Origin of the sequence: Intestinimonas sp. HCP28S3_D6 (assembly GCF_052065695.1) — a bacterium.
Taxonomy (GTDB): domain Bacteria; phylum Bacillota; class Clostridia; order Oscillospirales; family Oscillospiraceae; genus Intestinimonas.
Genome location: NZ_JBQHTM010000021.1, coordinates 1 through 11,619, shown reverse-complemented (window position 1 = coordinate 11,619; position 11,619 = coordinate 1). Strand labels below are relative to the sequence as shown.

14 protein-coding genes and 1 pseudogene are annotated in these 11,619 nt (G+C 50.6%); 6 read left to right on the top strand and 9 right to left on the bottom strand.

Going from position 1 to position 11,619, the window contains the following annotated elements:
- The first annotated feature begins 140 nt into the window (after positions 1-140).
- The 4 genes from ACTNBK_RS08545 to ACTNBK_RS08530 are packed head-to-tail and all read left to right on the top strand — an operon-like array spanning position 141 to position 2,450.
- Positions 141-311: a hypothetical protein gene (locus tag ACTNBK_RS08545; RefSeq protein WP_320864557.1), complete on the top strand. Its 171-nt coding sequence runs from the start codon at positions 141-143 to the stop codon at positions 309-311.
- Between the two features lie 6 nt (positions 312-317).
- Positions 318-1,028, top strand: coding sequence for an ABC transporter ATP-binding protein (locus tag ACTNBK_RS08540; RefSeq protein ID WP_320864558.1), 711 nt, complete (start codon positions 318-320; stop codon positions 1,026-1,028).
- Entirely contained in the window at positions 1,012-2,226 is a 1,215-nt protein-coding gene (locus tag ACTNBK_RS08535) for a hypothetical protein (RefSeq protein ID WP_320864559.1), read from the top strand. Before ACTNBK_RS08540 ends, ACTNBK_RS08535 begins: the two co-directional genes overlap by 17 nt.
- Before the next feature lie 2 nt (positions 2,227-2,228).
- Positions 2,229-2,450: a hypothetical protein gene (locus ACTNBK_RS08530; protein WP_320864560.1), complete on the top strand. Its 222-nt coding sequence runs from the start codon at positions 2,229-2,231 to the stop codon at positions 2,448-2,450.
- Here the strand turns inward: ACTNBK_RS08530 and ACTNBK_RS08525 are convergent.
- The 9 genes and pseudogenes from ACTNBK_RS08525 to ACTNBK_RS08485 all read right to left on the bottom strand — a co-directional run bounded on the left by ACTNBK_RS08525 (position 2,359) and on the right by ACTNBK_RS08485 (position 9,618).
- The gene (locus ACTNBK_RS08525; RefSeq protein ID WP_320864561.1) at positions 2,359-2,778 is read right to left on the bottom strand and encodes a cysteine-rich VLP domain-containing protein; all 420 of its coding nucleotides are present in this window, start codon (positions 2,776-2,778) and stop codon (positions 2,359-2,361) included. The genes ACTNBK_RS08530 and ACTNBK_RS08525 overlap by 92 nt on opposite strands.
- 11 nt (positions 2,779-2,789) lie before the next feature.
- Positions 2,790-3,424, bottom strand: a pseudogene (locus tag ACTNBK_RS08520) (relaxase/mobilization nuclease domain-containing protein); the annotation flags it as partial.
- Between the two features lie 354 nt (positions 3,425-3,778).
- Positions 3,779-4,252, bottom strand: coding sequence for a helix-turn-helix domain-containing protein (locus ACTNBK_RS08515; RefSeq protein ID WP_320864562.1), 474 nt, complete (start codon positions 4,250-4,252; stop codon positions 3,779-3,781).
- A gap of 29 nt (positions 4,253-4,281) precedes the next feature.
- Entirely contained in the window at positions 4,282-5,313 is a 1,032-nt protein-coding gene (locus ACTNBK_RS08510) for a hypothetical protein (protein WP_320864563.1), read from the bottom strand.
- Positions 5,291-5,440, bottom strand: a complete 150-nt coding sequence (locus ACTNBK_RS08505) for a hypothetical protein (protein WP_006354152.1) — start codon at positions 5,438-5,440, stop codon at positions 5,291-5,293. Before ACTNBK_RS08505 ends, ACTNBK_RS08510 begins: the two co-directional genes overlap by 23 nt.
- Before the next feature lie 11 nt (positions 5,441-5,451).
- Positions 5,452-6,276, bottom strand: coding sequence for a C39 family peptidase (locus ACTNBK_RS08500; RefSeq protein ID WP_320864564.1), 825 nt, complete (start codon positions 6,274-6,276; stop codon positions 5,452-5,454).
- Between the two features lie 16 nt (positions 6,277-6,292).
- On the bottom strand, positions 6,293-6,772 hold the full coding sequence (locus tag ACTNBK_RS08495) for a hypothetical protein (RefSeq protein ID WP_320864565.1): 480 nt from the start codon (positions 6,770-6,772) through the stop codon (positions 6,293-6,295).
- A gap of 60 nt (positions 6,773-6,832) precedes the next feature.
- Positions 6,833-8,659 carry a VirB4 family type IV secretion system protein gene (locus tag ACTNBK_RS08490; protein ID WP_006354149.1) on the bottom strand — a complete coding sequence of 609 codons (1,827 nt, stop codon included), beginning with the start codon at positions 8,657-8,659 and terminating at the stop codon, positions 6,833-6,835.
- On the bottom strand, positions 8,653-9,618 hold the full coding sequence (locus ACTNBK_RS08485) for a phosphoadenosine phosphosulfate reductase family protein (protein ID WP_025543799.1): 966 nt from the start codon (positions 9,616-9,618) through the stop codon (positions 8,653-8,655). Before ACTNBK_RS08485 ends, ACTNBK_RS08490 begins: the two co-directional genes overlap by 7 nt.
- A 62-nt stretch (positions 9,619-9,680) precedes the next feature.
- Between ACTNBK_RS08485 and ACTNBK_RS08480 the strand changes: the two genes are divergently transcribed.
- Both ACTNBK_RS08480 and ACTNBK_RS08475 read left to right on the top strand, forming a co-directional pair.
- Positions 9,681-10,517: a recombinase zinc beta ribbon domain-containing protein gene (locus ACTNBK_RS08480; protein WP_441145329.1), complete on the top strand. Its 837-nt coding sequence runs from the start codon at positions 9,681-9,683 to the stop codon at positions 10,515-10,517.
- A 401-nt stretch (positions 10,518-10,918) separates the two neighbouring features.
- Positions 10,919-11,530: an AAA family ATPase gene (locus ACTNBK_RS08475; protein ID WP_441145328.1), complete on the top strand. Its 612-nt coding sequence runs from the start codon at positions 10,919-10,921 to the stop codon at positions 11,528-11,530.
- Positions 11,531-11,619 lie beyond the last annotated feature (89 nt).

Below are 11,619 nucleotides of genomic sequence, written 5' to 3'. Positions count from 1 at the left end.
AGGCGGCCTTATTGGCTGCCTGCCATTTTTTCGCGGTCAAAAACCTACCATTCGTGGACATTCCCGCAGGATGCACCGTTTTGATGTATGCTTATCTTGTAAATAGAAACGTGCATAATACAACATAGGAGGTAATTTGTATGCGTCACTTTTATTTTCGTCTGATCCTCGGCATCGTGTTCATCGGCTGCATGATTTACAGCTTCGTCACCATGAACATCCCCTTTGCGCTGATGTACCTTTTCCTCGGCGGTGCGTTCCTGCTTTCCGCCTATTCGCTCTGGAAGAAAGACAAAGACAATCGGAGGTAACGCGGTATGGACAGCAAGACACTTCTTTCCCTGAACAATTTAAGCGTCTGGTACACCGCAGATCATCCCGTCCTTTCTGATTTTTCGCTGAATTTAGGGGCAAATGAAGTTGTCGGGTTGATCGGGCTGAACGGTGCTGGAAAAACCACCTTTATCAAGACCGTGGCTGGTCTGCTGCCGGGCTACCATCTGGACAGTGCAGCATGGGACGGTCATTCGTTCTCGTTCCGCGACAAAGCGTTCAAACGGAGCCGGTACATTGTCTTTGCGGAAGATCGGTCTTTTCAGTATTTCACATTCCGGGAATATCTGGCATATGTGGCCGCGTCCTACGGTGTGCCTCTGCCGGATGTGTCCGAGCTGGTAAAAGGCTTTCACTTTGAAGATTATACCGATGTTCTCTTAAAGGAACTGTCCACTGGCAATCTGAAAAAAGCCTATCTGATTACGGCGTTTGCCCTGCGGCCCAAGCTGCTGCTTTTGGATGAACCCGTGAACGGGCTGGATTTTCAAGGCACAGAGTTCTTGTATCAGCTCATGGGCGGATATAAGCAGTATGGGACACTCCTGTTTTCTTCCCATATCTTAGAAAGTATCTGCCTGACCTCTGACCGTGTGTTAGTTTTAGAGCATGGCGGGATCAGCCGGACATTCACCGGCGCGGAGATCGCTGCCGGAAATATCCGAGAGGTGCTGACCGATGATGAAAACCGTTAAAGCTCTCTCCAAACAGTTCTTTGGTGCAAAGTATGAAAGCGCCGGAAAAAGCCTGATGGCCGCTGCGATCCTGTTCGTTGCGATCTATGCGGCTGAATTTCAGATCGAGATTGCACCATTTATTCTCTATCTGACTTCGACCTGTTTTACCGCCAGTATCATGTGGCAGATGTTGACCGGGAAGCGGCACATAGAAGCCATGCAGGGAATGTTTATGCTTCCCTTTGATAATCGCAGTTTCGTCTTTTCCTATGTATCGGTGCTGGGCGCACACACCCTGATTACCAAGACGCTGCCCATTTGGACGCTGTTCTTCGCCGCTGCTTCATGGAGCGCATGGGAAATCATGCTTGCGATTTTTTGCGGCTGTATGGCCTGTACGGTAACTGCGGCAGGGTATCGGATGCGCCGGAAAGGTCATATTGTACTGCCAATCCTTTGGGCCGCTGGTATTCTGGCTGTGATTTTGCTGGTGCGGCAATGGGCGGCGGTTCTGGCTGCGGCCATGGCCAGCCTTGTGGCCGCGGTGCTGTATCTGGCTTTTGCGGATGCCTATGATTTTTACAGTGCTACCGTGTCAAAGAAAGCTGTCCGGCATACAGGCCATACCGGGAGTGTGTTCGCCTACCTCACTCGGTATCTGATGACAAACAAAAGCTATCTTATCAATACTGTGGGTTTATGTGCGATTGCCTGTTTTCTGCCGCTGCTGTTCGGAGAATTTGGGGGGCTGAATCTGTTTCCCATCGGCCTTGCGCTCCTCTGCTTGAATACTCCCATCTGTACGCTGCTGTCCTGTGACCCGGATTTGGAGCAGGCCATCCGGGTTCTTCCCGGACAGGCAGGCCGGTTTTGCCGGAGATATTGTCTGTTCATTTTTGCTGTCAACGGGATGATTGCCGGTATCTATCTGTGCAGCTGGCAGATCATTCATGGCGGGATCGGACTTACTCATGTGGGAACGGTTCTTCTGTTTTCCCTGCAAAGCGCCATTCTGTCGGTCATTCTGGAATGGAAACACCCGATCCGTGGCTGGAAAACAGAAAGCGATTTGTGGCACCACCCCCGCAAGTATCTTGTCCCGCTGGGTATGCTGCTGGCGGCCTTTGTTGGCACATATACGCTGATCCTTTGGGTATGGTTTGCTGTATTGCTGATTGAGTGCGGCGTTTCACTCTATTGGGCAAGGAGGGAATGAGAATGAAAAATACAAGGTGCTGCCCGAAGTGCCATTCGGGAAATATCGTGCGTGTGCCGGATAATCCGGCTCGACACGCCAGCGGTAACAACATTTATACTACGACCATGACCCTGTTCGGTAAAATTCCCGTTATTCGCTATGTCTGCTGTGACTGCGGTTATGTAGAAAACTGGGTCGAAAACCAACATGAACTGGACAAGATAAAAAAGACATTTGGATAAGGAGGCATCGCTGCCTTTCGGCCTCTTGCTTCCGGCGCATCCGCACGGCGCAATTCGGGCAGTATTTCGCCCGGTTGGATTTCGGTGTAAATGCGGCCCCGCACACGGCGCACCGCTTCATGTTGTCCCGGCTCTGGATAATCTCGGCATACAGCGCCCCGTCCAGCGGGAGAACAGCGGCACGAAACCACCGACACAGAAGCGTATAGGAAATGCTCTGAACGCATACACATTCCTCTCCGTCGTCCAGCAAGAGGCAGTTCCCGTCACAGTAGTTGCAGCACTCATGCGTCAGCTTCCGGGCCTTGCGGTATTGAGGGTAATTCATTCTCGGTATGCTTATAGCTCTTGTGCCTGCGCCTTTCCCGGCGTCACCCGCAAAATGCTGTCCACATTCTGCTTGATGATGCCGTATTCTTTCAGCTCTCGCTTGACGCAGTACTGTTTATACAGCCGCGCTTTCTGCTGTCCAGCTCCCGGTACTCGGCTTTCAGGGCGGCCAGATCGGGCAGCCTTGTGATTCCGGCGTCCTTGATAGCCTCCTTGCGGTATTCCAGCACCACGGGCCGCAACTGCTTGTAGGTGGTGAGGTTCTTTATCGGCATCGCCATATCCCCAAGACGCCGTTCCACGTTTTTGAGGGCCGCAGCCGCCGCGTCGTTGGCCGCGCTGATCTCGGCCACCTTGCTTTCCAGATCTGCGTATTGGTCTATGTCGTGTTCCGTCAGGAAGTTCAGCGTCCTTGCGGCCTGCTTCAAGTTGTGGAGCTTCGCCCACTTTTCATAGCCCGCCGATTGCTGGGCCTTGATGTTGTTTTCCAGATCAATCCGCAGAGAAATTCCCTTACGCTCTATGGGCGCTCTGGTGATAACGCGGCCTTTGATACGCTCTTTGATCGCTTCTTCGGTGTAGGCTTCCCCCAGCGTCTTGCAGCGGGTGAAGCGTTCCTGTCCGGGAGCGCGGAAAGAAATAAATTAGTCACAGATCAACAACTGTGGTTCCATCTGTTATAACACCTATTGTTTCAATTCCATCACGGGATAGCGTGATATAACCGTTTTCTATTTTCCCGGATACTGACTGTGATTCATACAATGTAGTATCCAGTTTATCTGTATTTAATCGTTCTACCATTGCCATTTTAGGGGCAGTATAAAGGGCTGTTGATTTTAGGTTAATTGTTGAGGCTGTCTTAATCCACATTTTTATTTTTATACTATCATCCTGTAAAGCAAAAGTCATTACTGATAGTATTTATTTATACAAATAGTATCTACCTGTGTGTAATTTTATTTCTTCATCCGTAAGTATCTGTTCACTTGTACGGTTCAAGGGGGTATAAAAATGGACTGCCCCCCAGTCCACATACGAATCGGGCGGCAATTCTGCCGCCCGATTTTTGTTTCAAAGCCATCTGCAAAGGAGTAGGAACCCCCAGTCGGCATAGCGGCAGACTGCTCCCCAGGTGTGGGATCAGGGGCTTCACAGGCATCCGCAGGGGCGCTCTCCGGCTCATCAGGACAGGGCAAGGCAGAGCATAGGGTATAGAGGTTGCTGGTCTGGCCGCCGTTCTTACGCTCGTCAAACCGGGCCTGTTTGACGATATATCCCGCCTTTACCAGCTCATCCAGCGCCCGCTTCACAGTAGACACTCCATAGCCGCACTTGGCAGCTATGGTCTTGATAGATGGAAAGCACTCGCCCTCCTTGTTGCAATGCAGAACCAGAACTTGCAGCACAAGCCGCGCTCTGGGCTTCAGGTCAGAAGAAAACGCCCTCTCCATATACTCAAACTTTGCCATATTCCAATCCTCCCAATCATGTCTTGCTGTTACAGGTGCTTTTCTCCTGCAATATATTTCTCCACCAGCGGCCGGTAGATCTGCCCGTTGGACCGTTTCGCAAACAGGTCGTGGGATGCCTCCGCAATCTGCACAGCTTCCCCAAAGAGTTCTACACAGTATTCCTGAATTTCCTGCGGTACACAGATCGCCACCGGGCGCACTTCCAACCAACCGCACTCGGACAATGCCTTATGGAACAACGGAATCTCATAGGGCAGGACACTCCCGCACAGGAGCCGGTGTTCCGCATCACGGAAAATAGAAGTGGGCGTCTGCATCACACCGCAGTCATAGATGATGAATTGATATTCCTTGTCCGGTTCGTTGGTCAGGTAACAGTCGATCCCGTCAATGGTGTAATGCTCTCCATCTGGCGCCGCCTCATAGAGATTCAGCAGAAGTTGAAGGTGGCGGTTCTGATTGACTTCGATATACGCCACCTCCGCACCTCTGGCCGCCAGCCAGGACGCCAGGTTAAAGGCCGTCACCGTCACGCCGCTCCTGCGCTGCGAACCGGCCACGGCAATGCGGATATTCCGGGCGTTCCAGCGGTATGGAACAATCTCGTCCGGTTCCGGGGCTTTCTCGCACCGGGTAACTGGCTGTTCATAGACAGGCGCCTTTCCCACATACCGCTGCATCCCATCTTCGGAAAGGGCTTCTGTCAGCTCGTCCAGAGCGTCCTCCATCGTTTCAGCCGTAATCAGATTTACAACACCGATGGACAAAAGCCGCTGCACCTCGCCATTCATATCCTCGCAGCCGGAGAGGATGACGATGATCCGGGCGGAGAACATCATCTGAAAGGATTGCAGGGCAAGGGTGAAGTCATTGCCGCTTTCCTCAATACACGCCGCATCCACCACAAAGAATTTGGCGTTGGCATAATTGCGCATATCCTTTGTGACAAAACATTTCAGGCTGAACCGGCCGACCAGCTTCTTGGCGGGCAGAGTCATATTCCGCACAGCGGGGTCGATCAGGTTACTTTTCTGGTTACTCGTCAAGTACAACAGCATAGGATTCACCTCCCATATTTTCAGCACTGGTTTTGTCATCCGCCCCACCGGTCAGCAAGAGGACGATGCCCACCACTACGATCACGATGTAGATAAACAGTTCAATCAGCTTGTTTCGGTTATTCATATCGCACCCCTTTAGTAGATCGCCCACAAGGGACCGCCTGCTGCGGCGCCCTTTCTGGCCTCATCCAGAATGATTGATATATCCCATTCCTGTTCGCTTCTTTTTTTACTGGCAGGATCGGCCACCAGGATTTTTCCTTCAGAGGTCACTCCACGCAGCACCATAAAGTGACCGCTGGATGTGAAGTGGCCTTTTGACATGAGTGCCACAATCAATTTCCCGGATGCCAAAGCATCCACCACGGCCTGCGGGTCATCGGTGCTGATGCTTTCCCATTGAAGCCCAAAGCCCTCCGCAGCCCCCGGTATCAACGAGTGATAGGACCCGTTGCCGGAACACCAATAGCCATTCTGATACGCCCATTCTGCCATTGTGGGGGGATCAACGGTCTGGTCTGTCAGGCTGGATACCACAATCGCCATAGAGGTCGGGCCACATCCATAACCGCCGATATTATCGGTTCCATACGGAAGATCGGCCCACCGCTCATCCAACTGGTTGTAGTAGACAACTTCGGTTGCCCCATCTGTAAAGATGACACCCTCATAGCTCTGGCCACTACCGTCTACATAGTCTTTCTCATAAATGCCGAGCTGCTGGTTGTAGCCGTACTCCTTCTGAAAATCCTCCACCACGCTTACCTCATCTCCAATCAGCCATTGGGACAGCACGGAAAAGGGGCTGGTAATGAGGTACAGGATGAAGGCAATCAAAAGCAAAAGCCCCAGAACCGGGGCCAGGATCATAAACAGGATTCTTTTCCGGCTCTCGGAGTCGGTAGCCGCCTGCATAGCTACCTTTGCCAGAATTTTTGCAGTCAACGGATCAACAGCCAAAAAATCACCTCCATAATCAGTCCGGTTCCATACCGGGGGCTTCCATCATCTGCTCCATTTGCAGATTGAACGCCTCCCGCCGTTTACCGGCGCTGTCGTCAATCTCAAACACCTTTTCTCCTTTGTCATTTTCCCGGACAGATACCATGTAGTCCCCATTGGCGATGAAGCAGGCCGTAAAGAGCGCCCGAATCGCCGGGGCAGGCATCCGCGAAATCTCAAAAGGAGTAGCAGCACACTTGCTGTTCCAGGAAAAGAGGTTGCGGGCGGCATCCGCCGTAATCTTCATCCAGTCATATTCAAACCCCTCTTTCCGCATCATCTTTGTAAAGTCGATTCCCTCCGGGCAGAGGTAGCGATCCATCTTCTGAAAGAGAGCCGGATGGGAAGCCATCAGGAAAAGGGCGGCATGGTAGGAAGCATCCAAATCACTGCCCCTCCAGCGTATGGAAGCCATCTTGTTGACCAGGTATTCGTATCGTTCCGCATGATTCATCTGAAAACCTCCTGTGTGGAATAAGTAAGGCGGCCGGGATTGCTCCCGGCCGCCACCAAATTACCGGCCGCCAGCCTTGCCCATATAGGAAAACTTGTAGGCCGGAATCTCAAAGTTTACATGAAGCCGCTTGGACCCAATGATAAAGAGCGCGTGTCCGCGCCGCTTGCTCTCCAACAATTCCTGCTCCGCGTCCGTCAGGTTGTAGAGGTCTTTGGTTTCCTGAAGGTTTTTGCCGTCGCAGCCCATCAGAATTTTATAGCACGGAATATCCAAAAGGGCCTGCCCGTACATTTTGACCTCCGGGGCCAGGAAATCCACCACGGAATGAGAAATGATTGCCAGTCCAGCTTCATACTTTCTTGCCCGCTTCTCCACATTGCGCAGGAACACCAGGGATTGCGGAACCTGCGGGTCGATCATCAGATATGCCTCGTCACATACCAGCAGGCAACGCTCATTCCGGTCGCGGCTCATTTCTTCCCAGCACCAGCTCAACAGGTTCAGATACTGCGTGCGCTTGACATTATCCGACGCATTTTGCAGGTCGTGGGTATCCAGGCAAATAAACCGGGAATTGGCCTCCAGCGTGGTGTGGCCGTTCCACAGAAAGCTGTCGCTGCCCGCTGCGGCGTCGTACAGCAGCATTGCCAGATCACGATATACCGGATTCTCTTTGTTGGCTTCCGCTTTCTTTTCCAGCAGGGCGTGAAGGTCGGACAGAATGGGAAAATCCGTGGCCTTGAGCTGCCGAATATCCGTTTCCCAGAAGATGCCGAATTGATTGTAGAGTTCAATGATCGTCTGCTTGAGGATCGCTTTCTGCATATCCGTCAGGCTGGGCAGATACAGGGAAAACTCGATCTCCAGCGTTTTCATGTGCAGCGCCATATCAGACATTCCGTTTCCTTCATCGGTATAGAGTTTGTCGGTTTCATCGTCATCGTCACGGGGCGCAGGTCTGATCTGCAAAAGGTTGGAGCGGCCGTTTTTTCCGCCGCCAGCATTGAGCCAGCTTCCGTTCAGGTTCCGGCACATATCCTTATATTCAGATTCCGGGTCGATGCACAGGATTTTCGTCCCCTTCATGTATTCCGAAAGCATGATGTGCTTCACAACGGTACTCTTGCCGATACCGGCCACACCCATAATCACGAAGCTACTATTGGTGCGGTCGTTTCCGCGCTCCCAGGTATCCAGAATCACCAGGCCGCCGTTGCTGTCTTTTGCAAAATAATAGCCCCGGCCATCGTTGTAACCGGAGCTGGCAAACGGGAATCCGCCCACAAAGGTACTCATGGGAATAATGCGGGACACAATGCTGTCCACCGTGGAGTTGGCCGGATAGGTGGGAGAAATGCTCTGGAACCCTTCCTTTTGGAGATTGGCGAGGGTGCGCACCTTGCACTTCTGGATGTTGAAGGCGCTCTCCACACGGCGGCAGACCTTTGTGAAGTTGGCCTCATCTTGTGCAATCGGCATCACGGTCAGCGACATCATGGCAACCGTTTCGCCCTCTTGGTCGATCCGCTGCATGATTTTCTCGCCGTCCTCGGCGGCTTTCTCGGCGCGCTGCCGGGTCAGCGGGTCTTTGGCACTGTCAGCGGCGCCGCGCTGTTGGACAATGCTTTTGGAGATTGCGGAAATGAGCGAACCATTGTCAATGGGGGTAATCCCCACCGAAACAATGGTGCTGGGGATGTTGGTGATCTTGGAAAGCCACCCCATATCCACCTTCTGCGGATAGCGGACGGCGCCGTACACCTTGCCCAGATTTTCACCGATGACCAAACTGTTTCGCTTGATTTCCAGCCCCATCGGGGTAATGACATTTAACAGCGCTTCATTGACGGGAAACGCTTCTTCTTTTTTCTTAGAACCTAACAATGATCCACCTCCAACTGTTGATTGCGGTAAGGCACCCCAATGTAGTCCAGCACAGCGCCGCACCCCAATTTATTGATGCAGTAATCATACTGCTGGGGATGCGTCACCTGCATAAGCTGAAATCGGTTCGGCTCATGCTCCAGATGAACGCCGTACATACAATACATACACCCCGATCTGGAAACACCGGTGGTTTTCAGAATCGGGGTGCCGTTCTTCTTGCGGCTTTCAACAATGTCCCCATAGATGGGAGCATAGGGAATGCCGGTCATTTTCAGATACCGCAAAATATCTTCTTCCAGCCAGAACGCAAGGGGCTGACTGAGAGGCCGCTGGCGCTCGAAGCCGTTGCAGCCAAACTTGATCCAGGATTGCTCCCGCAGCTTGCTTTCGCAGGCCAGGACACCCGTAATCGGGTGCCGCCCAGACTGCCTTTCAAATTTGTTCAGCGGCGCTTTTTTCATGTGGTAACAACACCTTGCCGAAATCTTGAAGGGAGCGTCCAGAAGGTATTTGTAATTCTCGCAGTTGTAGATCGACTTCTTTCCGTTCTTGTCAAGCAGTTCTCCATTGAGCCGTGCCAGACGGTAAGGTTGTCCCTTTCTTGCGCCGTTGATAACATCCGAAACCTCTTTGGAGATGATCGGATAGCCGTACTTCTCAAGAATCTGAGTGAACGGATAGCGCGGGCGAAGCCAAATAACATTGTCCTTCGTTTTTACGAAATCGCGCAGTTCGGGGTATTCCAACCCCGTGTCAACATACACAGCAGGAATATCAGGGTAGACCCGCCGTGCCAGATCAAGCAGCACGGTGGAGTCTTTACCGCCCGAAAAGCTGATAAAGACCTGCCCATCGTACCGCATATACCATTCCATGATTCTCGTCTGCGTAACTCTGATTTTTCTTTCGAGGCTCCAACCCTGCATGATTTTCAAATCCTGCCGGGTGTGCTTCATACTTAGACAACACCTACACTTTCCAAAATCGGGATCGCAGCATTGATGCCGGAATCCTCCAAATGCACATAGGCGGGGTTGTTGACCAGGTTGCACAGCCGGACAATATCCTGCTGTTGCAGAATCTCGGTCTGAATGCCGCTGTCCGAAAAATATCCGCCGAGCAGCTTGAGCTTCTGAAGCAGATCGCGCTCAACGCCATCGCTTACCCTATTCCCGACCATCATCCGGCAATCGTGGACAAAGAACTATTTGAAAAGGTTCAGGCTGTGCAGCGCCGGTTTTCCTTGCCGAACAAGAAAACCAGGGAGTACCCACTGAAAGGCAAAGTCTATTGCGGCTGCTGTGACCATACGCTCTCCCGCATCGCTCAAAAGAAACCGTTTTATATGTGCCGCCATTCTACTGCCGATGTGAACAGCCGCTGCCGCGATGTCCGGGCAGATGCTGCCGGTCTGGAAGAAGCAGTCCTCCTCACTTTGAAAAAGCAGCTGGAAATCCTGTTGCCCGTACATGAAGACGGCACCATTCACCTGGAGGCCACCGCTGCCAAATGCTCTGAGTATGAGAAACAGCTGGAAGCCTTGAGGGACCAGAAGCAATCTCTCTTTGAACGGTATCTCCTGGGGCAGATCGAGCTGGACACTTATAAATCGGAGAAAGCAGTTTATGACGCAGAAATACTGAAAGTCAAAAATGCCTATGCTGCTGTCACCGCCCAGGCAAAACTGAAGCGAGAAGAGCAGGCCCGTCAAAGCATCCGACAAGAGATTGTTCACTCGATTGCGGAAGCGGATGTGCTGACCTCGGAGTTGACCGATCTGCTGATTGAAAAGGTGTATGTATTCCCCGACAACCGCATTGAGATTGTTTACAAAGTCCATGACCTCTTTGAATAATTGAAGATACAAAAACGGAAAACCCAGGCCATCAAATCCATCTTGGTAGCTTGGGTTTTCTGCTTTTCGGTGCTTTTATAGTTAAACAACAAGTGGTACAATATAGTTAATTCTATTTGCTATGAAAGCCGTACCAAGGAAAACAAAATGGGAGATCGAATATTTAACGATGTGAAAAGTTATATACAACGGCAATCTCAAGGATGATACACAACATTAAGTGAAAACAGACAACACTTTGATAATTTGGGCGTTGATATACGCGTCTGAAATATCAAAACGGATACTGATGTATATTGGTGGGTAGTGGAGGGCGATGGGATTTCAAGGAATCTATATCCCCAAAACAGAAAAGCCATAATGAATAAAAATCGCACCAATTCTATCGAGGAGCAATAAGTATGAACTTAATTCAAAGAATAAAAATCGAAAATATTAAAGGTAAAAGCAGCTTTGAAGTTTCTTTTACTAATCTTACTGCCAACCAGCCCAATATTGTGGTTGCTCCTAATGGATATGGGAAAAGCACGATAGCTACGGCCTTTAAAGCAGCACAGCACGGGAAATTAAAGCTTGATCCCAGAGACATATACCAGCAGGATTCAGACAATCATCCAAAATTAAAAATAGAATTGCTGGGCGATCATGCTGGCATTTATATGGCATCAGACACCGAAAGTAATATTTCTACAAACATTTCTCTTGGAGTTATAAACAGCCCTTTATATGCCAAAAGTACCACAAGACATTACGGCTCAAGAACAGCATCGACTGCTGACTTACGAATTGAAGATGTAATGGTCTATCCCAGTATTCCGGAAAGACGCTCATTTGATTATTCATATAATCAGATCAAAAGAGATTTTGGAAGTAAAGGGAAGTTATTTCTTAATATATCAGAAATGCTTTCTATCTATGGAAATATTGGACTAATGCTTACAATAAGAGAGAACCTTAACAAATGCATAATTCAAACCAGAATACAGAGTAGTTTTAGGGAATCTCTGATTTAATCCGCACTACCATAAAGGCTCCGGATGTGGGATAATAACACTATCAACGCAATGGTGGTGTATGGGGATGAAGAAACAGGAAACATTTA